The organism is Duncaniella freteri (genome assembly GCF_004766125.1).
GTDB classification, from domain to species: domain Bacteria; phylum Bacteroidota; class Bacteroidia; order Bacteroidales; family Muribaculaceae; genus Duncaniella; species Duncaniella freteri.
This window is the reverse complement of the sequence record NZ_SJSA01000001.1, coordinates 152,806-176,457: the sequence shown is the minus strand read 5'-3', so window position 1 is coordinate 176,457 and position 23,652 is coordinate 152,806. Positions and strand designations below refer to the sequence as shown.

The following is a 23,652-nucleotide window of genomic DNA, read 5'->3' as shown; positions in this document are numbered from 1 at the left end:
GACGGATGATCATGTGAAATGTTACACGTTTTCAACAGATTTTTTTACAAAAATTAAATGAGTGACAACATTTTTTCAGTTCCGGTTGTTGCTATTTCATAAAAACTTTTGAAAATAATTTAAAAATCCTGACATTATGAGACAAATACAACGTCAGCTTTTAGTGCTTGGTGCCAGCCTTGCAGCTCTTGGTGTTTCGGCATCATCTCCGTCATCGCGTCAAGAGATGAGGGATTCGCTTGTCGCTGACCATCACATTATGGTAATAGGGGGTGAGGATCGCGAAACGCTCAAGCGAGATTCCATCCGTTCCATGATCGAGAACTTCTATTATGACCAGTTCAAGAATTATCAGGACCCTGCCGCGCCTTATTTCCTTTTTATGAGCCATGATGCAAACATGGCAATGGGTGTGGGAGGAGTAGTCAGGATGAGGGCATATTATGATCCCGGCAATTCGATGCCCGGAGCCGCGTTCACTCCTTACAATGTGCCTATGGGTGACACGCCGCTTAATCGCAATCATTTCGGAACTACTCCTTCAGGTACATCCCTTTTTTTGCGTGTGTTGGGTAGAAACACTAAGGTGGGCTCGTATCAGTTGTACATTCAGGCAAAATTCAATGGATATGAAGGGCGTGACTTCAAGCTCAGCAAGGCTTATGCAACTTTGAATGACTGGACTGTTGGATATGCTACATCTACTTTTTCTGACGGTTCGGCGATAGCACCTACTGTCGATGCCAACGGTTCCACCATGAGCATGGATTTTTCAGCTCTGCTTGTCAGATGGATGCATACATTCAAGAAGTCAGGTATAACCGTAGCGGCTTCTGTGGAGACACCGCAACAGGCAATCCAGACTGATGAAAATGTGGCATCTCGTTCCAATACATTCCCTAATCTTGCTGCCATGGTGCAGTATGAGTGGGCAAGTGAGCAGCATGTTCGTCTGTCGGCTATAACCCGGGTGCTTCCTTACAGGGATCTCGTTAACGGCACCAATCACTCTCCTATGGGTTTTGGGCTACAGTTGTCAGCTGTGGGAAATCCTGTGGCTCCATTGACTCTTTATGCTATCGGTAATATAGGTCGTTCCTATTCCAATGTGGGTGGTGATTTTCTGATGGGGCAGTATGACCTTGTGGAGAATCTTGATGCTCCCGGCAGGCTTCGCACAGTGCCGAGCTGGAGCTATTTTTTAGGAGCCAGTTATCATTTCTCTCACAAGCTTATGGCTTCGGTGACTTTTGGTCAGGCCCGCAATATGACGTCCGCGCCTCGTGAGGCTGACGGATATAAATATGGGCTTTATGGCGCAGCCAATGTGTTCTATTATTTTACGCCGCGTATAAGTGTAGGCGCAGAAGCTAATTTCGGCCGCAGGCAGAATTTTGACGGAAATCACGCATGGGCACGCCGCATAGGGGCTATGTGTCAGTTCTCATTCTGATTGTGCTTGGCAATCGTCACAGTCGTAATGGACGTGATGATGGGACGAATGACACTCGTGAAGTGTATGGTCTATTATCAGATGTCGGTTTGCCATCCCGGCAATAGTCGACATCTCATGCGACACGAGCAGTATGGTGGTCGATTCTGAGAGCTGTGCCACAAGGTCATATATGTACTGTTCAAATATTTTATCGACATAGCTGAGCGGCTCATCAAGTACGAGCACTCTCGGGTGGGATATTATGGCTCTGCCAAGTAAGGCGCGTTGCTGTTGTCCTCCGGAGAGTGCTCCGATGCTTTTTGAGGTATGTTGTTCCAGCCCCATGAGCCTTACGGTATCGGCAATACGTTTTTTTGCATCTTCTTTTCTTATGCTGTCGCCAAGCAGTCCGGATGCGATTACCTCCTCTACGGTTATGGGAAACCGTGAGTCAATCATGTTTTTCTGTGGCAGGTAGCCTAATGAAAGATTTTTTATAGGTGCCCCATCGTGCATATATGTGACTGTGCCTGCTGTGGGTTTTAGCAATTTCAGTATGATGCGGAGCAGTGTGGTTTTTTCCGCCACCGTTAGGTCCTGTTATAGCTATGAAATCACCCTGATGCACATCGAAATTTATGTTATCCAGCACCGTGCGGTTGTCCCAGCGTTGAGATATGTCGCGGAGCGATATTATGGTTTCAGGCTGAATGGTAGTCATGGTAATCAATGTGCGGCAGATGCCTCGTGTCTTACAGTCGGAGCTTCAGCTATAGCATCGGCAATTTTAAGGAGTTCATTCTCCCAATTATACGTCATTGGGTTGATGGTGACTTCGTGGGCATCCAGTTCCGAGTTTATGGCTGACACCTGGCGGCTGTCGAAATCTTTCTGGAAGAAAAATATAGAAGCTCCGCGTTTGCGTGCAGTATCGATGGATTCCTTGAGGTCGGCTATGGAGCTTTCTTTATGCTCGGAACCTCCGACTACTACCTGGTTGAGTCCGTAATCGCGTGCGAAATAGCTTAGTGACGGATGCCATACAATGAAAGAATCTCCCTTGTGTGGAGCGAGTCGAGCTGTTATCTCATTGTCGATAGAGTCGAGCCGCGCCGCGAAGTTGTCATAGTTTCGACGGTAATATGCCTTGTTGGACGGATCTATTTTCTCCATTGCGGCAAGCATGTTGCGTGCGATTATTTTGGCGTTTTTGACTGACGACCATGTGTGAGGATCCACGACCGTATGGCTGTGGCCGCCATGAGAATGGGTTCCGAGTATGGGGATGACACCTTCTGATGTGTCAAATATGGGTAGATCGGGATTTGCCTCGCTTATCTTGTCGATTATAGCCGCCTCAAATCCGATATTACCTATCCTAAGGTATCCGAGTGAGTTGCCAAGATTGAACATATGTGTCACGGACGGATCGTATGTCTCAGGGTTTGCGCCTTCGGTAAGGAGGCTTCTCACCTGCACACGGTCTCCTGTGATCTGTTCAAGCATATAACGCTGTGGCTCTATGCTTACAGTGACAATGCGTTGTTCAGCAGGTCCGCCGGCACATCCTGTGGCGATCCATGCTGCTGTTATTATCGCTATTATCAATGAGAATATGTAATTATGGGATTTCATTTGGACTGCTTTGAGGAGGGGTTATATATTATTACCAATTGGAGAGAATATTGTTGATCGTGTGTTGTAAATTTTTTGCAAATGTAAGCAAATTTTAGCAGATATCCTATATCTTCATAATAAAATTTTAAGTATTTGTATATTTATGGTTAAATAAGGTTAACGCAACGCTGCTTTTAGATATAAAAATTTGTAGTTTGTAAAACTCTCCCTAACTTTGCATCAGTTTTTCATGGTATTAGATTTAAGGTAAGAAGATTATTCGTCGGGATGACGGATAATTTTTTTGTATATATACCGCACAAAATATATGCGCCATAATCATCGGATATGTATGATGATTATGGCGCGCTTGATATGGTGGTTATGGTGTTGGCGATATTATCGTCGCAGGTCGATGTCGGATATTCTTGATTATTTGAATTTTGGGTCGGACAGGTGTGCTCCACGTAGGTATTCGGCTGTTGTCACGCGTCGTTTGCCGGGAGCCTGGAGTGATAATATCTCTATTTTGCATGTGCCGGTTCCCACTGTGAGCCTGTCCCCATCGATGGATATTTCTCCGGGAGAGGATGGGGCAGAGCCGTTCAGTATCTGAGTCTCGAAAATCTTTATTGCGCCGACCTCTTTGCTGTCTGAGATGAGAGTGCTCCATGCAGCCGGGTAAGGGGAGAGTCCTCTCACATGGTTATGAATCTTCTCGGCTGGTTCGTTCCAATGGATCTCGCAGTCCTCTTTGAATATTTTGGGTGCCGGAGTCGGTTCGGTGTCGCCTGTGAGTTGGTCCTGTGGTATGGTGGTGAGTGTGCCTGACACAATGGCATCGATGGTCTCGACTGTGAGCCGTGCGCCAAGATGCATCAGACGGTCGTGTACGTCACCAACATTGTCGGTCGGAAATATGTCTACGCGTTCTTGTTGGATTATGTCGCCGGTGTCGATTTCGTGTTTCAGGAAGAACGTGGTGACGCCGGTCTCTGTGTCCCCATTCATTACAGCCCTGTTGATAGGTGCGGCTCCTCTGTAGCGAGGGAGGAGGGACGCGTGAAGGTTGAAAGTCCCCATCGGAGGCATGGACCATACTATTTCCGGAAGCATGCGGAAAGCTATCACAACAAACAGGTCGGCTTTCAGGGCTTGCAGTTCGTCAATGAAGACCTGATCCTTTAGTCTTACAGGTTGCATCACCTTGATTCCGTGCTTGATGGCGCATTCCTTTACCGGAGACTGGTACATCTTATGTCCTCTGCCTGCTGGTTTGTCAGGCATTGTCACGACGCCGACAACGTTGTAACCGTTATTTATAATAGCCTCAAGGCTTTCCACGGCAAACTCTGGAGTGCCGAGAAACACAATGCGGAGATCTTTCTTTGTCATTTTGCAGCAGTTGTTTTATCAGGCAAAATTAATAAAACCCGGTCACTCCTGCAACTTCTGAGGTTTATGCTTAATTTGAAGAGTTGTTTTTGCCTCCTTCCCACCATAATAGCCAAAGCAGTCCTCCCCAAAACAGGATATCAGCTCCTATGAGCATAATGTTGGTGAATATGTTGGGTGAGTCGAAGCAGAATATAAAGCTGAAAAAGAATGATATAATAATCAAAACGGATACGAACGTTTTGCCTTTGTGTTCCATAGTCAATGTTTTTGTGAAATTGGTTCGTAATTTAAGGTACAATAGTCTTATATTTATATTGTCAATCCGGTATAAGTCTGACACATAGCTTGTCAGCGAAACGGTGGCTGATATCTGCTTTTCTCGTGTCATATCTATGTGTAGGTGGTATGTGGTATAATGTTGATGAATTGATGCTCGCAAATATCGCAATAATAATTGAGAAAATATGTAATGTAGCTCCTGTTTTTCTCATATTTTTTAAGTTTAACATTCTATAGGACTTTATTTGACAGCGTTTTGCGGGAGTGAGATGTTCCGGACCAGATGAAAAAGGTTTGTTGTCGCTTGTATGAATCATCGGAAAAAAGTAATTTTGTATAAAACCGGATACTTGTGACTGTGCAGTAGTGTTCAGAAAATAAGTCTCGTTCCAATGTATGTTTCTGTTGCATGTTTTATATATTGATGTACAGTTGTATCACGGTGGTTATAAAGTAGATTGCTATGATAAAAAGGGTCCGCAAGTTCGTGATATGGCTGATGATATTCTTCTTTGGCAGCACAGTGTTATCGGTGGTGGTATTCCGTTATGTCCCGGTTTTTGTGACACCGCTTATGGTGATAAGGGCTTTGAGTCCTGAAGGTACCGAGAGGCAGATGGAGCGTGAACGTCACTGGCATCATCACTGGGTGAGCGGTGATGACATCTCTCCATGGATGTCAAAGGCTGTAGTTGCCTCGGAGGATGCCAATTTCTACAGTCATTCCGGATTTGATTTCAAGGAGATCAGGAAGGCGATTGATGAAAACCGTAATGGTAAACGGCAGAGGGGTGCGAGCACAATATCTCAACAGACAGCTAAAAATGTGTTCCTATGGCCGGGTCACAGTTGGTTGCGCAAGGGGCTTGAAGCATATTTTACAGTTCTTATAGAGCTTTTCTGGTCTAAGGACCGTATTATGGAGGTGTATCTCAACAGTATAGAGATGGGTGCTGGTATATACGGTGTAGAGGCGGCTGCACGTTATTATTTCAATACATCCGCTTCCAAGTTATCCAAGCGTCAGAGCATACTTATAGCTGTGAGCCTTCCTGCTCCTCTAAGGTTTGATCCAGCTAACCCTTCGAGATACATACAACGCCGGGTCCGTACAATAAGCAAATATATTTGATAGTTAATGAGATGGAGCAGCAGCGACAGTATATAGCCATTGACCTGAAGTCGTTCTATGCTTCGGTGGAGTGTGTCGAAAGGGGGCTTGACCCTCTCGACACCAATATGGTTGTGGCTGATGCGAGCCGCACCGAAAAGACCATCTGCCTGGCTGTGTCGCCATCACTTAAGTCCTATGGGCTTGGTGGAAGACCGCGCCTGTTTGAAGTGGAGCAGCGTCTGCGCGATGTCAATAATCAGCGACGGTGGTCGTCCCCTTTGCGGAGTCTTACCAGGATATCTCATTTCAAGCATGAGCTTGATTCGGATTCATCCCTGGAAGTGGGTTACCTCATAGCAAAGCCCAGAATGGCTTATTATATCGAGTACAGCACACGTGTCTATAGGGTGTATCTACGATATATAGCACCTGAAGATATCCATGTATATTCTATTGATGAGGTTTTCATTGATGCGACATCCTATCTTGGCTCCTACAAGCTTTCTGCCCATGAGCTCGCCAGAAATATCATATTGGATGTGCTGCGTGAGACTGGTATCACTGCGACAGCCGGTATCGGGACAAATCTGTATCTCTGTAAGGTAGCGATGGATATTGTGGCGAAAAAGATGAGTCCTGACAAGGATGGGATGCGGATAGCTGAGCTTGATGAGGCGAGCTATCGCCGCCAACTTTGGGAGCATGAGCCGTTGACTGATTTTTGGCGGGTGGGGCGCGGCATATTGAAACGACTTGTGCCTTATGGTATCCGTACCATGGGTGATATTGCACGCTGTTCCATTAACAATGAGGCTCTTCTGTATAAGCTTTTCGGAGTCAATGCCGAACTGTTGATTGACCATGCCTGGGGATGGGAGCCTGTGACTATGGATCTTGTAAAAGCATATCGTCCGGAGTCGCACTCGATGTGCAGCGGTCAGGTCCTTTCCTGTGCATATACATTTGAAAAGGCGCGTGTGGTGGTGCAGGAGATGGCTGACGGTGTCGCACTCGATCTGCTTGAGAAGAGTCTTGTTGCTGACCAGCTGATTCTTGAGGTGGGATATGACGTGGAGTCATTGTCTGACCCTGAGATATCTTCGCAATATCATGGCAAGATATCGGTAGACCATTATGGCAGGATGGTGCCTGCTCATGCACATGGCACAGCCAATCTCAAGCGGTTCACTTCGTCGTCACGTATTATATCTGATGCGGTTGTCGAGCTGTTTGACCGGACGGTAAACCCTGTCTTGCTGATTCGCCGTATCACGCTTTCAGTCAATCATGTCATACATGAGTCAGATGTAATGTCACATAGGAAGCCGGTTCAGCTTGACCTATTTACTGATTACGAGGCATTGCGTGTCCGAGCAGAGATAGAGGAGTCCATGTTACGCAAGGAAAGACGCCTACAGGAGACGATTCTCAACATCAAGAAGTCGTTCGGTAAAAATTCGATATTAAAAGGTTTGAATTTTGCCGATGGAGCCACTCAGCGAACACGTAACCGACTGATAGGAGGGCATCATGAGTAGCAGATATGACGATATAATCAATCTCCCACATCACGTGTCGGCGACACGCAGTCCTATGCCGCTGGCTAATCGTGCAGCGCAGTTTGCCCCTTTTGCTGCCTTGACTGGTCATGAGGATGCTATAAGGGAGACTGCTCGTCTGACTGGTGGCAGGATTGAGCTTTCTGCCGACGAGCAGGATCGGCTGACGCGTAGGCTCCGTCATGCACTCAATATTGATGGCGCGAAAATCACTGTCGGTTATTTCTGCCCGGATCTTGCCAAGGATGGCGGGGAATATGTTACTGTTTCCGGATGGATAAAGCGAGTTGATGAGGTGGACTCATGCATTATACTGCATGACAGTTCAGCCGGAACTCGTCCAGTGGCAGTCCATAGGATTCCTTTGGAGCATGTGGTTTCCATCACCGGTGATATCTTCACCGGTGATGAATGGGATTTGTGAATTATGTTTGCTGTTGCTGATTGTCAGAATGCGATTGCTGAATGTGAGAGCTTATGACTTAGGATAGAGCGGACCTCGTTGTGCAGATATGGTAGTTCTACAATCCATGGTGTATGGTAGGACGGATGGAACACACCCAGGCGCATCTTAGAGACTGATATTCCGTATTTCTCTTCAAGGATAAAGCGGTATATGCTCACCTGAAGGGCGTAATGCCAATAGGATGTGTCGGGAAGATGATTTACTGGATGAAGCCCTGTGGCCCGATAGCGGGATTCTGTCAGTATCCTTCCTGTCGGGTCGATTAGTTTTTTTGAGCGTTTCCAGTCGTAAATGTTGAACTTGCCTTGCGGGGTGCATTCTATGAAGTCAAGAGTGCCTGCGAGATCAAAATCTTCGTGATATATTCGCCATTCTGTACGGTAAGGATGCAGGCGGTTGTTTGCAGCGAACAGCCGGAACAGCCTGTATGCATCCGTGTCATCGCCCTGGTCTTCTCCAAGATAGTAGTGTTCTATCTTGTCATGCATCATTGTGCCGAGGTCGCGGGCGTGTTGTGCCTCACGATCCCAGCGGTCGAGAATCATATCAGGATCCACTCCTTCCTGCAAGGCTTTGCGTGCGGCCCAATAATTCTTGTCAAATTTAGGGAAGCAATCCTCTACAAGAGTAGTGACCGAGGTCATTTCGCGTCCGTCAAAATGGTATGAATGTGTGTCAGGGTCGAATGACAGGTGCGCGTCTCGTGGGTGAATGTTCAGGTCGTTGTAGGTCATCCGTCTGTTTTATGCCTTTTCGCGTTCGATGGATTTAGCCTCGTCCCAAAGTTGGTCCATTTCGGCAAGAGTCATTTCTTTGAGATGTTTGCCCATTTCGGCAGCGCGGCGTTCTATGTGATTGAAGCGGCGTATGAATTTGGCGTTGGTCTTTTCGAGGGCATTTTCGGAGTTGATGCCATATAGTCTTGATGCGTTTATTATGGCGAACAGGACATCTCCCATTTCGGCTTCGCGCTCTTTTTCGCCCATTGATTCGGCAGCTTCGGCAAATTCGGCTATCTCTTCGCTGACTTTGCTCCATACGTCTTCGCGTTTCTGCCAGTCGAACCCCACATTAGCGGCTTTTTCTGTGATGCGTTCCGCCTTGATCATGGCTGGTAGGGCTGAGGGTACTCCTGAAAGCACTGTCTTGTTGCCACCCTTTTCCTTTAATTTCAGCTCTTCCCAGTTCTTAAGCACATCATCGGTCGAATCCACATGGGTAGATCCGAACACGTGAGGATGCCTGTAGATGAGCTTGGTGTTAAGTGCGTCACATACGTCTGTGATATCGAACTCCCCTTTCTCTTCCCCTATTTTCGCATAGAAGAGCACGTGGAGCAATACATCGCCCAGCTCTTTGCGTATGTTTTGATCATCTTCCTTTATGAGTGCATCGCATAGTTCATATACCTCTTCTATGGTGTTGGGGCGCAGTGATTCGTTTGTCTGTTTGGCATCCCAAGGGCATTTTACTCTCAGTATGTCAAGTGTGTCTATTACTCTTCCGAGAGCTTCTAACTTTTCTTGTCTGTTATGCATGATGATAGGCTAATTTTTGTACAAAGGTAGGAAGAATTCATGAATTTATGGCTTTGTAGTCGAAAATAAAGATTGGATTATATTTATGGATACATATGACTCTCCATTAGGCGGTGTTTTATCGTTAGGACTAATTGTCAATGATACATAATGTATCTAAAAGCAATTGGTTTATGGTTAGGGGAAGTGTCATCTGGACATTATGTTTTGGGGGTGTAGGGGTAATAGTTATTAGCGCATTATGGGTTGTTGAGTGCCGTTACAGAGGTGTGCTGTTTTTTGAATGCTATATAAATTAATGTATCAATAATTTGTTTTTGAGAGATAGTTGTGTTACTTTTGTAGCTGAAATACAGCTGATATTCTCAATATGAAGAAGTTTTTAATGGCTTTTCTTGGCACTTTGGCCGGGATATGGTTTTCATTATTCATCGCTTTTTTCGGGTTGCTTCTAATCATAGCCGCTGCCGGAGTGTCGTCTCTTGGCAGAAGTAAGGTCGTGCAGGTTAATGACCATAGCTATCTGAAACTTGTGCTTGCAGGGGAGCTTTCCGACCGTCCGGGACAGTTGGACCCTATAGCAGTGATGCGGGGTGACAAAACGGTAACCCAGGGTGTCAACGAGATTGTCGGTTCTATTGATGCATCTGCTGGTGATGACCGTATTGACGGCATTGTGATAGATTGCCGAGGCTCTTCCGCAGGGCTCGCCAAGCGTCAGGCTATCGTGGAGGCATTGAAACGCTTTAAGGATGCTGCTCCGGAAAAATGGATATATGCTTATGGAGATATATACACCCAAGGTGATTATTATGTGGCTACAGCAGCCGATTCTATTTTCATAAACCCTATCGGGCAGATTGATATTCATGGACTATCAAGTACAAGATATTATTTCAAGAATCTTCTTGACAAGCTTGGGGTAGATGTGCAGGTGGTCAAGGTCGGTACTTACAAGAGCGCGGTGGAGCCTTATATTCTTGATGGTATGAGTGCTCCGGCTCGCGAACAGGAGGAACTGTTCCTGTCAAATATATGGGAAAATATTGCCGGAGAGATTGCTGAGGCTCGCAAGGTGTCGGCTGATACTGTCAATCATTGGGCAAACGGATCAATATATGCCGCCCCTACGGAGGATTATGTGAAGATGCATATTGCTGACCGTATGGTGTATCGCCATGAGTTTGATTCCATTGTAGCCTATGCGACAGGAGTAGGAGATGTGAACGATCTGAATCCTGTGACTCCGGCTGAGTATTGTCAGGTAAATGATGTGTTTAGGAAAGGTGATGGAGGTAGCGCGAATATAGCGGTGCTTTATGCCTGTGGCGATATCACGGATGAAACCGGTGAGGGCATTGTTGCACGGACCATGGTGCCTCAGATCCTCAGCCTTGCCGATGATAAGAGTATTGATGGATTGATAATGTATGTCAATTCGGGAGGTGGTTCCGCTTTTGCTTCTGAACAGATATGGGAGGCGTTGGAGCAATGGAAGTCGTTGACCGGCAAGCCGTTCTTCGTTTCTATGGCTGATTATGCCGCATCAGGTGGGTATTACATATCATGTGGAGCCGACAGGATTTATGCTCAGCCCACCACGCTCACTGGGTCCATTGGAATATTTGGACTGATACCAGATCTTAAGGGGTTGATCTCCGGGAAGTTTGGTATTACCACCTCTACAGTGGCAACCAATCCTAATGGTGCTATGCCATCATTGTTGCAGCCGATGAGTCCTGCTCAGCAAGCATCTATGCAGGCATATGTCGATCGTGGATATGAATTGTTCACCGCGCGTTGTGCACAGGGCAGAGGCCTGAGCCAGGATTCATTAAAAATGATCGCCGAAGGTCGTGTGTGGGATGGCTCCGAGGCTCTCAAGCTTGGTCTTGTTGATGAGATAGGAGGACTTGATGCAGCGATTCAAGGTATGGCTAAAAGGCTTGATGCCACATCGTGGACTGTACGAAATTACCCGGAGAGGAAAGAAAAATGGTACGATCTGCTTGTTGAGGCAGGTGCGGACATAAAAGCCGATATTGTACGTGATGAGCTTGGAGAGATGGCTTCGCTTTATGATACACTCAATAGTATCAAGGGTATGTCAACCCTTCAGGCCAGAATGGAGGCCATGGATGTGAATCTCTAAGACAAACACTTTAAAATAATATATACGATATGCCTCGGAATCGATTGCTTTCAGCACTGTTGCTTTATCCGGTCTCACGCCTTTATGGCCTGGGAGTTGCTGTGCGTAACAAGCTTTTCGAACAGGGTATATTAAAGCAACAGGAATTTAGTGTGCCGGTAGTCGTTGTCGGCAATATAGCTATGGGAGGAACCGGCAAGACTCCTCATGTAGAGTATATTGTTGAGGCTCTGATGGAGAAATATAATATCGGGGTGCTTTCGCGTGGCTACAAACGGTCCACGAAAGGTTTTGTCCTTGCGTCTCAACAATCACGGCCGGAGGACATTGGTGATGAGTCGTATCAGATATATCGTAAGTTCGGTCCGGAAATTACGGTGGCTGTATGTGAGAAGCGTGTTGACGGTATAAACCGAATGCTTGAGATAAACCCTAAGATCAATCTTATCCTTCTTGATGATGCTTTCCAGCATCGGTATGTCAAGCCATCGGTGTCTATAGTTCTCACTGAGCATAATCGTCCTGTATTTAAGGATAGCCTGTTGCCTTATGGGCGGTTGCGTGAATCGAGGGGCGCGCTAAATCGTGCCGATATCGTGATTGTGACCAAGTGTCCGCCCGATATGAAGCCTATGCAGTATCGTATTTTTGAAGAGAATCTTAACCTATTCCCATTTCAGAAACTCTATTTTTCTCGATACAATTATGGGCATCTGGTACCTGTTTTTCCCGATGCCGTCGAAAATGTACCTTCATTCGATTCGTTGGATCCAGGGACACCATTGCTTGTGGTGACTGGTGTGGCAAACCCAAAACCGTTTGTGAGGTATCTGCGCCGAAGAAAGGCCAAAGTGAAACTTAAACGTTTTGGCGATCATCATAATTTCTCTTCCTCTGATATGGTTGAGATAGAAAAGGAGTTCAATGAACTTTCCGGTGAAGATAAGTTCATCGTGACTACAGAGAAGGACGCTGTGAGGTTGTTTAACAATCCGTATTTCCCTCATGCCTTGAAGTCCAGGATTTTCTATGTGCCTATCAAGGTCGATTTCATAGACCGTTCTCACGAGATGCCTTTGGAGCAGACCATTGAGAAAACCATACGTGATTCGAGATTGTTCAAATGAAAGTGTCCTTTTGGAAGCTATTCTAATTTTCAAGTTATAATAATATATACTTCTACTATGCTGGAAAAAATTAATCAGACAGCAGAATATCTGCGTTCACGCGTGTCCGATATGCCTGCCACAGCTATAATCCTCGGCACAGGTCTTGGACCGCTCGTTGACCATATAACCGACAAACAGTTTATCCCTTATAGTGAGATCCCCAATTTCCCCGTTTCAACGGTAGAGGGTCATAGCGGTAACCTTATCTTCGGAAAGCTTGGTGAGAAACCTGTCATTGCAATGCAGGGCCGCTTCCACTATTATGAGGGGTATGATATGAAGACTGTGACATTCCCAGTCAGGGTGTTTAAGGCTCTTGGAGTGGATACATTGTTCGTATCCAATGCATCCGGTGGTATGAACAAGGAATTTGTAGTGGGTGATGTGATGACAATTACCGATCACATAAACCTCTTTCCGGAGCACCCTCTTCGCGGTAAGAACTATCCTGAGCTCGGGACTCGTTTCCCGGCGATGACTTATGCTTATGACCCTGAGCTTATAAGGCTTGCTGATGAGATAGCCAATGAGAAAGGTATCCGTCTGATGCATGGTGTATATGTGGGTGTTACAGGTCCTACCTTTGAGACTCCGGCAGAGTATGAGTTCTATCGTGTGATAGGTGGAGATTGTGTAGGTATGTCTACTGTGCCTGAAGTGATCGTTGCTAATCACGCAGGTATGCGTGTGTATGGCATCTCTGTCATTACTGATCTTGGCGGTAAGGATGTAAAGCAGGTGCCGACTCACGAGGAGGTACAGCAGGCAGCTGTGATAGCACAACCCAAGTGCCTTGAGATCATGAAAGAGCTTGTGAACCGTTGCTAAAGAGCTTCTGATAGATTATGGAGATTTCTCAGCTTGGAGAATTCGGCCTTATTGACCGTTTGACACAAGGACTTCCCACAGTCAACCCCTCCACCATACGGGGTGTTGGGGATGACTGTGCTGTGATACGCAATCATGATACTGATATGCTTGTCACAACCGACCTGCTGCTTGAAGGTGTGCATTTCGATCTGACCTATGTGCCACTCAAGCATCTTGGCTACAAATCGGCTATCGTGAATTTCTCTGATGTATACGCCATGAACGGAACTCCTAAGCAGATCACTGTGTCGTTGGGCATTTCGAAGCGTTTTACAGTAGAGCATATCGAAGAGTTGTACAGCGGCATCCGTTTGGCTTGTGAAATATATGGTGTAGATCTTGTAGGTGGTGACACAACGTCGTCACGTCAGGGGCTTGTGATTTCTATAACATGCATCGGAGAGGCCGATCCCGATAAGATCGTTACACGTTCAGGAGCTAAGGATACCGATCTCATCTGTGTGTCGGGAGATCTTGGTGCTGCTTATATGGGGCTTCAGCTTCTTGAACGTGAGAAGGTGGCATCGGTAGGTCAGAAAGATTTTGAGCCAAATTTTGCTGGAAAAGAGTATCTTGTGGAGCGTCAGCTTAAGCCTGAAGCTCGTAAGGATATAGTGCGAGAGCTTGCTCAGGCCGGGATTGTCCCTACCGCAATGATGGATGTGAGTGATGGTCTGAGTTCGGAACTTATGCACATATGTAATGACAGCGGGGTAGGGTGCAGAGTGTTTGAAGAGCGTATCCCTATAGACTATCAGACCGCAATCATGGCCGAGGAGATTGACATGAATGTTATTACTGCGGCATTGAATGGCGGTGAGGATTATGAATTGCTGTTCACCGTGCCTCTGCATAGCCATGATAAGGTAAAGGATCTTCCCGGAGTAAAGGTGATAGGCCATATAACCAAGCCTGAACTTGGATGCGCAATGGTCACCAGGGATGGGGCGGAGATACCTCTTCAGGCTCAGGGATGGAATCCTTTGAAATAGATGTTGATGATTTTTCTTCTGAATTAACATATATTGTCTGTCCCAGGCTAAACTTTTTGACGTGAGGGTGTTCTAATAAATAAATGCAACACTGTTAACGCTCTAAACATTTATGGTTATGAGAAGAGTTCTAAAAAACCTCATTTTAGCCATAGCTTTGGTGTCTATGTGTGTTCCGTCAGCTGATGCACAGCGTCATAACGGAGCTAAAGAAAATAAATCCCGCACTGAGCATTCCGGGCGGTCTTCTCGTCAATCAGGTGATAAGGTGCGCAGCGGGAACACTCAGGCGCGTCGTCCGTCAGGCGTGGGTCCTCAAAATGGCGGACGCCGTTCCCAGAGCAATAAGGGTACCGCATCGCGTCCTAATAATGGAGCAGGCAATAACAGTCGTCCTAATGTCGGGAATCGTCCTGTGAATAATCGACCGGATCATGGCGATCGACCTAACGTTGGCAATCGCCCAGGAAGCAATCGTCCGAATCCAGGTGTTCGCCCTGGAAATGGGAATAATCATCGACCGGATCATGGTGACCGACCTAATGTGGGCAATCGTCCTGGAAACAGTCGCCCGAATCCCGGTGTCCGTCCTGGTGGATCTCATCGTCCAAACCATGGATTGCGTCCAGGAGGTCATCCAGCCCCGCGTCCGCCAATGATTCGTCCGCCACATCGTCCTCACCGGCCTGTGATGGTTCGTCCGCATTATCGTCCGGTGCCACCTCCGGCATGGCGTCCTCATCGCGGAGTCCCTGTCATACGTGGTATACTCGGGTTGTCGTTCGGAGTTGCGATAGGAACTTCCTTGGATTATCTCTATAATTCGGGATATTCTGTAGATGGGTATGCCAATGATATAGTATATCTGCGAAATGTTCCTGCTCTGAATTATGTTTGGACTGATGCGGCACTCTACTACGGCAGTCGAGGATTGGATGCTTCAAGTTTCTATTACTCTACATCTGTCTATGATATGTCTCGTTACAATTCCGTATATTCGGATCTTGTCAGCACTTATGGTGTGCCTGTCTCGGTCAATAATGCAGGAGGCTTGTTGACATCGACTTGGTTTGGCGGAAATAGGGGATATATAACATTGTCGTTCGGTTCAGGAAGTGCAGGCCGTTTCCTTACTACTCTCACTCTCGGACTGTAACTGAAAAAATCTATATGCAAGCGGCATGCCGCAGCATGTTTGGTGCTCGTTACTTCGCATCATCTGTTGTGCATGCCGCTTGCTATGTGTCCGTTAATATCGTATTTCATATAAAAATAGACCTCCGCACAATCACTTGTACGGAGGCCCGGGACAGTGTCTATTTAGGGATGTAGTTGGTTGTTAGCTTGATAGAGTGTATATTTAATTATAAAATTCCCTGTGCCATCATTGCGCGTGCGACTTTCATGAAGCCAGCCACGTTTGCTCCTTTGACATAGTTGATGTAACCGTCCTCTTCTTTGCCGTATTTCACACATTGGTTATGTATTTCGGTCATTATCTGTTGAAGTTTGGCATCAACTTCCTCTTCACTCCATGAGAGTTTCTGAGAATTCTGTGACATTTCCAGCCCTGATACCGATACACCGCCGGCATTTGCAGCCTTGCCAGGTGCATACAGGATATGTGCTTTTTGGAATTCGCGTATCGCTTCAGGTGTTGATGGCATGTTGGCACCCTCGCTTACTGCGATGCATCCGTTGGCTATGAGTGCGTTTGCATCATCGCCATCAATTTCGTTCTGTGTGGCTGATGGCATTGCGATGTCACATGCCACACGCTGCCATGGACGCTCGCCCTCATAGTATTCACATTCATATTCTTCGGCAAATTCGCGGATTCTGCCACGGTATATGTTTTTGAGTTTGAATATGTAGTCAAGTTGTTCGCGTGATAGTCCTTCTGGAACATGGATTGTGCCGTCAGAGTCGCTCATTGACACCACTTTTGCTCCAAGGCTTAGCAGCTTCTCGGCGGTATAGGTTGCCACATTTCCTGATCCCGATATGGCTACCCGTTTGCCGGCAATGTCAATGCCGCGTGTGCGCAACATTTCGAGAAGAAAGTATACATTGCCATATCCGGTAGCCTCAGGGCGTATTTTGGAGCCTCCGAATTCAAGTCCTTTCCCTGTGAATGTTCCGGTGAATTCACGAGCCATCTTTTTGTACTGACCGAACATGTATCCGACCTCTCTGCCTCCTACTCCTATATCGCCGGCAGGTACATCTGTGTCAGGTCCGATCTGTCGCCACAGTTCTGATATAAAGGCCTGGCAGAAACGCATCACTTCCATGTCGCTCTTGCCGCGGGGAGAGAAGTCGCTTCCTCCTTTTGCTCCACCCATTGCAAGAGTGGTGAGTGAGTTCTTGAAAGTCTGCTCGAAAGCAAGGAATTTAAGTATGGATAGGTTGACTGACGAATGAAAACGTATCCCTCCCTTGTATGGACCGATGGCGTTGTTGTGCTGTACACGGTATCCCATATTATTGTGTACTTTCCCTTTGTCATCGACCCATGATACACGGAACGAGAAAATCCGATCGGGAATGCACAGACGTTCGACAAGATTGTAACGTTCAAATTCCGGATTTTCGTTGTACACATCTTCGATTGTGGTGAGAACTTCTTCTACAGCCTGTATATATTCAGGCTCGTTCGGGAAACGACGCTTCAGGTCGTCAATAACTTCTGTTGCTTTCATACCTTAGGAAATTGGAATCTGAGATTCGTTTTATTTTATATCGTTGTTTGTTGTCCTGTTATATCGGTCTGGAATGTCAAAATGTTATATGCTGTTTTATTTTTGCGACAAAGTTATATAAATTATGGTTAATTTCAAAATATTTGCAATGAAAAATAACAAAATATGTGATTGTTTATATTGTCATTGATGTTTGGTTATAGCAATGTGAGTCCACACCTAGCTCGGTATGGACTCATATGATACAATTGAAACTTTGGGTTGTGTGTATAGGGATAAAGACAATTAAAAGCAAAAAAAATTACTCGTCATCACGACGAATAACTTTCTTACCTTAAATCTAATACCATGAAAAACTTATTTAGCAAAGTTATATTAGTACTTTAATATAAACAAATGTTTTTGCCAAAATATCGTGCTGATTAATAAAATTTAACTAAATATCCTGTTCGATCTTTATCACGATATTATAACATTGACAACGATTATCTTAACCTTTTTTAATGAAAAAGAGAGCCGTGATTTCTTTCTGCTACCATTTTTTGTTCCTATCTTTGCAATACAGAGCGAAATAGTACGAAAAAATAAATTATTGCTTAACGTAAGTCAGTAATTCAAATCAATGTTTAACAAATTCAAGAACACATCCTCTCTCATACCACGCATTAACACATTCAACCCTCTCATGAAAATCGCTCTCTCCATTTTCCTAATTATAGTGCTTAATGTAATATTATCATCACATATAAATGCATTATCCTACAATGCGTCCGGCAATGAAGATTTGTTGGAGCAGCTTGACGAGCTCATAGCCGATCGTAAGATCTATATGGATCAGCGGCGGGCTAAGGCTGATTCGGTAGAGGTGCTCATAAATGAGACAATGGATAAGGGGCGGCAATTGTCGCTTTATCTTGAGCAGGCTCGTCTGTGGTCAGATATATCTACCGATTCTACCATTAATGTATGCAACCGAGGTTTGCATCTGAGTGCGCTTGAGTCGGATTCTCTGTATATGCAGCTTTTCTTAGTGGAGAGAGCTTTTGCATTCTTCAACAGGGGGCGTGTGCATGATTGTATAGATGACCTTAATCATGTAGAGAAATCAGGTGTGATGCCAGGTGTGGAACGACGGTTTCATTACGTAGGTTTTGCCACATATGTTACCTTGGGCGCATTTTATGAACATAGAGACCAGTGGACCAATTATTTTGTGCATGGGCGTAAACATCTTGAGGCTGAAAAAAGATACGTAGGGAATGACAGCAGTGCATACCTGTATTGTGATGCTCTGATCAATATGGTTGATGGCAAGAAGCGGATGATGGTTACCAGCCTTAAGAAAATGTTGGAGATAGCAGATGAATCAGATGAGAATTATCCTTTTGTCAATACCATTTTGGGTGAATATTTTTGGGAGACAGGCAACTATGATGAGTCAGTCTACTATTATTCCAAAGGAGCTATAGCAAATATCAGGTCGGCTAATCTTAGTGGGGTGGCACTTATGCGGCTCGGAGAGATGCTTTCGCTCACTAACGATAAGTCGCGTGCGTATAATTATCTTGCAGTATCTCTTGACCAGGCTCTTCAAGGCGACATGAAATTCAACCTTATGAGATTGAATGAAGCATTTATGGATGTTTCATCGGATATTGACAAGGATAGACATCATAAGCTTGCCATTCTTTCGGGATTGGTGGTAGTGCTCATCATGTTACTTGTGTTGGTGGCAAAAATGATTGTTAATAAACGCAAGGAGGTTAAGAAACTTAGGGTTGTCGAAGAGCGTCTTGCCAGGGCGAATCTTGCTAAGGAGACTTACATAACTGAGTTCATGGGGCTTTGTTCATCGTATATTGAGAGCCTGGAGGATTATAATAGATTGAGCCGACGAAAGATAACAGCCGGACAGGCTGAAGAGCTTCTTGCCTATATTAAGTCGGGTCGTATCATTGACGAGCAGCGTCGCAAGTTCTATGAGGTTTTCGATGAAGCGTTGCTTCATATTTTCCCTACATATATAGAAGATGTTAATAAGCTATTGCAGCCGGACAAACAGATAGTGCTTTCTTCCCCGGGATTCTTACTACGGAGTTAAGGGTGCTTGCCTTGAGTCGTCTTGGTATCGACGATGCTGCTGTCATTGCACGGTTTCTCGGGATCTCTACTAACACTATATATACTTATAGAAACAAGCTTCGTACTCGTGCAGTGGATAGAGCTTCTTTTGAGGAGGATGCAAAGAAAATAGGGGCTTTCTGAGGCTTTATGTGTATATTTATTTGATTACCGTTTACAACAGTTCGGTAATTTTTGAGCAGGCATAGCTGTATCGCACTGATACACAATAGTTTGCATTGATATTGAATTGTTGTTGCATCTTATTGATATTCAATTGAATATGCAAATTTTACCGAACTATTACGTTTAGATAAATATTAGTAATTGACAAGCTAATATATTGATTACCAGTTGCCATATGTTTAGATTTTATTAAATACGATTTTGATAGCTTTGTCAAGGGGTTGTTTCGCAAGAAATAACCCTTTAACTTTGCGATGTGATAAAAATTACAGACAACACCATTTTTATAATAGAGATTGTATCATGGTAAAATAGGTTGAGTTTAAGGTAAAAAGATTAGGTAACAAGATTAGTTTTTGTTAGATAAAAGTTTTCACTACGTTAGATTCTGTTTGGAGCGGCCTTCGTGATGATGGTGGCTCTTTTTTATTGTATATTTTTACTGTCCGCTAAACCATAAAAGGGTGAGTCCAACTTCTTGAACAGCATAAGTTGGGCTTACTTTTTGTATTTGACAAGCCCCCTCAGCAGTTTTCGGGATCTTCAGGAGGGGATTCCGAGGCCTCTGCGAGCATGATTTTCAAGTCAGCGTCGGGCTGATTTAGGAACTTTTCGAGATTCAGATAATACATCAGTACAATTCTGACGATTGTAGCCAGTCCAGAAAAGCTCCAACGCCTTTGCAAGGTGCTTTGTAAGACCGAGAGCAACAGATTAGCTATGAGCGTTACCCAAATCTGTATTTTTATGGCATTGGCACTTTCGCCATAGAAGTATCGCAAAGGGAAGTTCTGCTTTATCTGCTTGAAAAGCGACTCAATCTGCCATCGGCGACGGTAGGTGGCCACGATTGTCTCCAGAGGCATGTCGAAGTCATTGGTGAGAAGCGATATAAGTTTTGGCTTCTTGCCTTTCTTAATGTCAACGTATGTGATTATTCTTGCAATGTGGTTGATGCCGTCTTTACGGAACACTACGACCTGTTCACGGTACTCCATCAGTCCCTGCGGATTCTGGTGCATACAGTCCACAAGTATTTCATAACTGAGGTTTTTCTTCATTTTGGTTACATATACCACCCCTCGATCCGTCAGTTCCTCGAATTTGGCATAGTTGATATATGCACGGTCAAGTGCTACTATCTCGTTGTGGCTGTAATGGCTCGGTGCAAGCATGAAGGAGTCATTGGTCGCTGCCGAAGTGAACTGTACGTCGCAGTGAACGCCCTCGTTGGCATGTATGACCGAGTGTACCTTGATGCCGCCTTTCTTCTTTCCCGTCTTCGGATGACGGCCAACACCCTTGAAAATAGCATTGGAGAACAACGTGATTGTAGTGGAATCGATGATTCTAAGCCGTCTTATCCACTCTTCCGTGCCATTGCGTCGGCTGTCCGAGGAAAGAATGTCTTTATTGGCTGCATACAAGTCGCGGTATACATCTTCAAAGAACTTCTCTGAACGTCTGGCATTTGCATCCGACAAGGTGCTCCGCCTGGGCACAGTGTCAATGCCTACATGATGGAGTTTGCGTACCTCGGCTGTCATAGAAGTCTCTATCTCACGCAATGAATCGAAGCGCTGTATGACAGCATATAGCATCGTAAGCAAATGCGTATAGCCGTCAAAGCTCTTGACATATTTCTCTCCGCCGTGTTTTCGGCTGATTTCAACTATTTTTTCACGATCAAGTGATTTTATCAGCTGACCATATGTCGGCTGTCCGAAGAAATTACTACTTTTACTCATGGTTATTTAAGATAGTTTGGCGACATCAAAATAACCATTTAGGGCTGACTCCTGCAATAGGTGCCAGCCCTAATTTTCAACCGCTACTAAAAAAGTTTAGCGGACAGTAATAATTGTATATAGGCTTTATATTTTTAGGTAATTTTGTAAATTTGTACTCAGAAATATTTGCTGGATTATAAATCACCTTAACTAATATGTCTTGAAAATACGTTTATCAGCACTACTGTCAAGTGCTTTAATAATTGTATGTGCATTTTCTGTTGATGCGCAGCTTATTGACAGAGGATCTCTTGTGGCTCGTAATAACCCTCGTGTGACACAGATTGACACATTGTCGTCACTCACGGTTGGCAATGGTGAGTTTGCGTTTACCGTTGATGCCACAGGTTTGCAGACTTTCCCGGAATATTATCGGAAAGGTGTGCCATTGGGTACTCAGAGCCAGTGGGGATGGCATTCTTTTCCTAACGCGGAGAGTTATACTCATTCCGAGACTCTCAAGGAGTATGATTTCGGGCATGGGCATACAGAACTTTATTCTACACAGCTTAAAGAGCCTGAGAGGGGTAAGGCTGCTTGTGAATGGTTTAGGGTCAATCCTCATAGATTACATCTGGGATGTATAGGCATAGCTGACATATCACCTCGACAGGTGACTGATATAGATCAGGTGCTTGATATGTGGAATGGTGTGATACGCTCGAACTATAAGGTGGATGGCAAGCCTGTCAGTGTGCTTACATCCTGTCATCCTGATCGTGACATGGTTTCAGCTGAGATCAACACTTCACTTAAGCTTCCTGTGGCATTCCGTTTTCCGTATCCTACTGGTGCTCATGCTGATGATGCTTGTGATTGGTCATGCGATTCGTTACATGCAACCAGGATTGTATCATCGGGAGAAAATAATGTTATGCTTAGTCACACACTTGATGATACGTCCTACTATATCAGTGTAAGTTGGGATGGAGATGTGATCCCATCCATGACTGGGAGAAATGAGTTCAGATTGACCCCTTTGAGTGATTCATGGAGCTTTACGGCTGAATTTTCCCCGTTAGATACAGGTGTCTATGAGGCTAATGCCTTGGAGGTCCGTTCCGAAGCATCACGTTATTGGGACTATTTCTGGAGATCGGGAGGAGTTGTCGATTTCAGCGAGTGCACCGACCCTCGTGCCCAAGAACTTGAACGCAGGGTTGTCCTGTCGCAATACCTTCTTGCCGTCCAGTGCGCTGGTTCCACTCCTCCACAGGAGACTGGACTGACTTATAACTCTTGGTTCGGGAAGTTCCATCTTGAAATGATATGGTGGCATCAGGCTCAATTTGCTCTGTATGGTCATGACAATCTGTTGGCACGCACTCTGCCTTGGTATGAGTCGGTGTTGCCGTTGGCTCGTGAGATAGCTCATCGACAGGGATTTGATGGAGTGAGATGGATGAAGATGACCGATCCCTCAGGTGTCGAGGCTCCATCCAAGGTGGGCTCATTTCTCATATGGCAGCAGCCTCATATAATATATCTTGCAGAGTTGCTTCACCGAGCCAATCCTAATGGAGCTGTGATTGAAAAGTATGCGGATCAGGTTGAGGAGACCGCGCGTTTCATGGCATCATTCGTATCATATGATCCGGTGAAAGGACGCTACACGCTTAAAGGCATTATTCCTGCTCAGGAAACCCTCAGGGCTGCTGAGACAGTGAATCCTCCTTTCGAACTGTCCTATTGGCATTTCGGGCTTCTTACGGCGAATAAGTGGCGTGAACGTCGCGGGCTGCCTCGTGATGAAAAGTGGGATGAGATAGCATCGTCACTTTCGCATCTGTCATCCAAAGATTCATTGTATCTTGCAGCAGAAACGGCACCTCAGACATATAGCGACATACGTTTCACATCTGATCATATGGCTGTGCTCGGTGCTCTCGGCATCCTTCCGCAGTCGCCTCTTCTGGAGTTGGATATCATGAATTCAACTTTTGACTGGATCTACAGCAACTGGAACTGGAATAAGACATGGGGATGGGATTATCCCACTACTGCAATGTGTGCCACTCGTCTCGGTGAGCCTGAGAAGGCAGTGAACGCGCTTATGATGGATAAACGTACCAATACATATCTTCCCAACGGTCATAACTATCAGGACGACCGTCTGCGTTGCTATCTTCCCGGCAATGGCGGACTGCTTACTGCTATTGCTCTGATGACTGCCGGCTGGGATGGTTGTGATGTAAGGAATCCGGGTTTTCCTAAGGACGGAACCTGGAATGTGCGTTGGGAAGGTATAAAACCATTGCCATAGC

The 23,652-nt window shown here is 45.4% G+C and carries 19 protein-coding genes; 11 read left to right on the top strand and 8 right to left on the bottom strand.

The window, feature by feature from the left end:
- Window positions 1-136 precede the first annotated feature (136 nt).
- The gene (locus EZ315_RS00930) at window positions 137-1,453 is read left to right on the top strand and encodes a hypothetical protein (RefSeq protein WP_135469826.1); all 1,317 of its coding nucleotides are present in this window, start codon (window positions 137-139) and stop codon (window positions 1,451-1,453) included.
- On the opposite strand, the gene EZ315_RS00925 is transcribed toward EZ315_RS00930, so the two are convergent.
- From EZ315_RS00925 to fmt, 4 genes are all read right to left on the bottom strand, one after another.
- Entirely contained in the window at window positions 1,445-1,984 is a 540-nt protein-coding gene (locus EZ315_RS00925; RefSeq protein ID WP_242452554.1) for a metal ABC transporter ATP-binding protein, read from the bottom strand. The genes EZ315_RS00930 and EZ315_RS00925 overlap by 9 nt on opposite strands.
- Window positions 1,887-2,156: an ATP-binding cassette domain-containing protein gene (locus EZ315_RS16580; RefSeq protein ID WP_242452575.1), complete on the bottom strand. Its 270-nt coding sequence runs from the start codon at window positions 2,154-2,156 to the stop codon at window positions 1,887-1,889. Before EZ315_RS16580 ends, EZ315_RS00925 begins: the two co-directional genes overlap by 98 nt.
- A gap of 5 nt (window positions 2,157-2,161) precedes the next feature.
- Window positions 2,162-3,070 (bottom strand): metal ABC transporter solute-binding protein, Zn/Mn family, encoded by a 909-nt coding sequence (locus EZ315_RS00920; RefSeq protein WP_135469822.1) that lies wholly within the window; start codon window positions 3,068-3,070, stop codon window positions 2,162-2,164.
- A 414-nt stretch (window positions 3,071-3,484) separates the two neighbouring features.
- A complete protein-coding gene (gene fmt / locus EZ315_RS00915) occupies window positions 3,485-4,447 on the bottom strand; it encodes a methionyl-tRNA formyltransferase (protein ID WP_135469820.1) in 963 nt (320 codons plus the stop codon).
- A gap of 745 nt (window positions 4,448-5,192) precedes the next feature.
- Here fmt and mtgA point away from each other — a divergent pair.
- The 3 genes from mtgA to EZ315_RS00900 are packed head-to-tail and all read left to right on the top strand — an operon-like array spanning window position 5,193 to window position 7,826.
- Entirely contained in the window at window positions 5,193-5,861 is a 669-nt protein-coding gene (gene mtgA, locus EZ315_RS00910; protein WP_135469818.1) for a monofunctional biosynthetic peptidoglycan transglycosylase, read from the top strand.
- 11 nt (window positions 5,862-5,872) lie between these two features.
- Window positions 5,873-7,381, top strand: coding sequence for a Y-family DNA polymerase (locus EZ315_RS00905; protein WP_135469816.1), 1,509 nt, complete (start codon window positions 5,873-5,875; stop codon window positions 7,379-7,381).
- Complete coding sequence (locus EZ315_RS00900; RefSeq protein WP_135469814.1) at window positions 7,374-7,826, top strand: YolD-like family protein; 453 nt, start codon at window positions 7,374-7,376, stop codon at window positions 7,824-7,826. Before EZ315_RS00905 ends, EZ315_RS00900 begins: the two co-directional genes overlap by 8 nt.
- Before the next feature lie 23 nt (window positions 7,827-7,849).
- Here the strand turns inward: EZ315_RS00900 and EZ315_RS00895 are convergent, their stop codons facing one another.
- Window positions 7,850-8,602, bottom strand: a complete 753-nt coding sequence (locus EZ315_RS00895) for a hypothetical protein (protein ID WP_135469812.1) — start codon at window positions 8,600-8,602, stop codon at window positions 7,850-7,852.
- Between the two features lie 9 nt (window positions 8,603-8,611).
- Window positions 8,612-9,409 carry a nucleoside triphosphate pyrophosphohydrolase gene (gene mazG, locus EZ315_RS00890; protein ID WP_170957511.1) on the bottom strand — a complete coding sequence of 266 codons (798 nt, stop codon included), beginning with the start codon at window positions 9,407-9,409 and terminating at the stop codon, window positions 8,612-8,614.
- A gap of 367 nt (window positions 9,410-9,776) precedes the next feature.
- Between mazG and sppA the strand changes: the two genes are divergently transcribed.
- From sppA to EZ315_RS00865, 5 genes are all read left to right on the top strand, one after another.
- On the top strand, window positions 9,777-11,558 hold the full coding sequence (sppA, locus tag EZ315_RS00885) for a signal peptide peptidase SppA (RefSeq protein WP_135469809.1): 1,782 nt from the start codon (window positions 9,777-9,779) through the stop codon (window positions 11,556-11,558).
- 29 nt (window positions 11,559-11,587) lie between these two features.
- Window positions 11,588-12,685, top strand: coding sequence for a tetraacyldisaccharide 4'-kinase (gene lpxK, locus EZ315_RS00880; RefSeq protein ID WP_135469807.1), 1,098 nt, complete (start codon window positions 11,588-11,590; stop codon window positions 12,683-12,685).
- Window positions 12,686-12,742: 57 nt separating this feature from the next.
- Window positions 12,743-13,555 carry a purine-nucleoside phosphorylase gene (locus EZ315_RS00875; RefSeq protein WP_135469805.1) on the top strand — a complete coding sequence of 271 codons (813 nt, stop codon included), beginning with the start codon at window positions 12,743-12,745 and terminating at the stop codon, window positions 13,553-13,555.
- 17 nt (window positions 13,556-13,572) lie between these two features.
- Window positions 13,573-14,589 (top strand): thiamine-phosphate kinase, encoded by a 1,017-nt coding sequence (gene thiL, locus EZ315_RS00870; protein ID WP_135469803.1) that lies wholly within the window; start codon window positions 13,573-13,575, stop codon window positions 14,587-14,589.
- A 118-nt stretch (window positions 14,590-14,707) separates the two neighbouring features.
- Window positions 14,708-15,745 carry a hypothetical protein gene (locus EZ315_RS00865; protein ID WP_135469801.1) on the top strand — a complete coding sequence of 346 codons (1,038 nt, stop codon included), beginning with the start codon at window positions 14,708-14,710 and terminating at the stop codon, window positions 15,743-15,745.
- 208 nt (window positions 15,746-15,953) lie between these two features.
- On the opposite strand, the gene EZ315_RS00860 is transcribed toward EZ315_RS00865, so the two are convergent.
- Window positions 15,954-17,291 (bottom strand): NADP-specific glutamate dehydrogenase, encoded by a 1,338-nt coding sequence (locus tag EZ315_RS00860; RefSeq protein ID WP_135469799.1) that lies wholly within the window; start codon window positions 17,289-17,291, stop codon window positions 15,954-15,956.
- Window positions 17,292-17,913: 622 nt separating this feature from the next.
- Between EZ315_RS00860 and EZ315_RS00855 the strand changes: the two genes are divergently transcribed.
- A complete protein-coding gene (locus EZ315_RS00855) occupies window positions 17,914-19,392 on the top strand; it encodes a DUF6377 domain-containing protein (RefSeq protein ID WP_135469797.1) in 1,479 nt (492 codons plus the stop codon).
- Window positions 19,393-20,122: 730 nt separating this feature from the next.
- On the opposite strand, the gene EZ315_RS00850 is transcribed toward EZ315_RS00855, so the two are convergent.
- Window positions 20,123-21,346, bottom strand: coding sequence for an IS4 family transposase (locus EZ315_RS00850; protein ID WP_135469795.1), 1,224 nt, complete (start codon window positions 21,344-21,346; stop codon window positions 20,123-20,125).
- Window positions 21,347-21,548: 202 nt separating this feature from the next.
- Between EZ315_RS00850 and EZ315_RS00845 the strand changes: the two genes are divergently transcribed.
- On the top strand, window positions 21,549-23,651 hold the full coding sequence (locus EZ315_RS00845; RefSeq protein ID WP_135469793.1) for a hypothetical protein: 2,103 nt from the start codon (window positions 21,549-21,551) through the stop codon (window positions 23,649-23,651).
- Window position 23,652: the final 1 nt, after the last annotated feature.

What these genes read in the sequence shown, in the direction of transcription:
- EZ315_RS00930 (WP_135469826.1), top strand. Translation starts at nt 137, where the DNA reads ATGAGACAAATACAACGTCAGCTTTTAGTGCTTGGTGCCAGCCTTGCA.
- EZ315_RS16580 (WP_242452575.1), bottom strand. Translation starts at nt 2,156, where the DNA reads ATGACTACCATTCAGCCTGAAACCATAATATCGCTCCGCGACATATCT.
- EZ315_RS00920 (WP_135469822.1), bottom strand. Translation starts at nt 3,070, where the DNA reads ATGAAATCCCATAATTACATATTCTCATTGATAATAGCGATAATAACA.
- fmt (WP_135469820.1), bottom strand. Translation starts at nt 4,447, where the DNA reads ATGACAAAGAAAGATCTCCGCATTGTGTTTCTCGGCACTCCAGAGTTT.
- mtgA (WP_135469818.1), top strand. Translation starts at nt 5,193, where the DNA reads ATGATAAAAAGGGTCCGCAAGTTCGTGATATGGCTGATGATATTCTTC.
- EZ315_RS00905 (WP_135469816.1), top strand. Translation starts at nt 5,873, where the DNA reads ATGGAGCAGCAGCGACAGTATATAGCCATTGACCTGAAGTCGTTCTAT.
- EZ315_RS00900 (WP_135469814.1), top strand. Translation starts at nt 7,374, where the DNA reads ATGAGTAGCAGATATGACGATATAATCAATCTCCCACATCACGTGTCG.
- EZ315_RS00895 (WP_135469812.1), bottom strand. Translation starts at nt 8,602, where the DNA reads ATGACCTACAACGACCTGAACATTCACCCACGAGACGCGCACCTGTCA.
- sppA (WP_135469809.1), top strand. Translation starts at nt 9,777, where the DNA reads ATGAAGAAGTTTTTAATGGCTTTTCTTGGCACTTTGGCCGGGATATGG.
- lpxK (WP_135469807.1), top strand. Translation starts at nt 11,588, where the DNA reads ATGCCTCGGAATCGATTGCTTTCAGCACTGTTGCTTTATCCGGTCTCA.
- EZ315_RS00875 (WP_135469805.1), top strand. Translation starts at nt 12,743, where the DNA reads ATGCTGGAAAAAATTAATCAGACAGCAGAATATCTGCGTTCACGCGTG.
- thiL (WP_135469803.1), top strand. Translation starts at nt 13,573, where the DNA reads ATGGAGATTTCTCAGCTTGGAGAATTCGGCCTTATTGACCGTTTGACA.
- EZ315_RS00865 (WP_135469801.1), top strand. Translation starts at nt 14,708, where the DNA reads ATGAGAAGAGTTCTAAAAAACCTCATTTTAGCCATAGCTTTGGTGTCT.
- EZ315_RS00860 (WP_135469799.1), bottom strand. Translation starts at nt 17,291, where the DNA reads ATGAAAGCAACAGAAGTTATTGACGACCTGAAGCGTCGTTTCCCGAAC.
- EZ315_RS00855 (WP_135469797.1), top strand. Translation starts at nt 17,914, where the DNA reads ATGTTTAACAAATTCAAGAACACATCCTCTCTCATACCACGCATTAAC.
- EZ315_RS00850 (WP_135469795.1), bottom strand. Translation starts at nt 21,346, where the DNA reads ATGAGTAAAAGTAGTAATTTCTTCGGACAGCCGACATATGGTCAGCTG.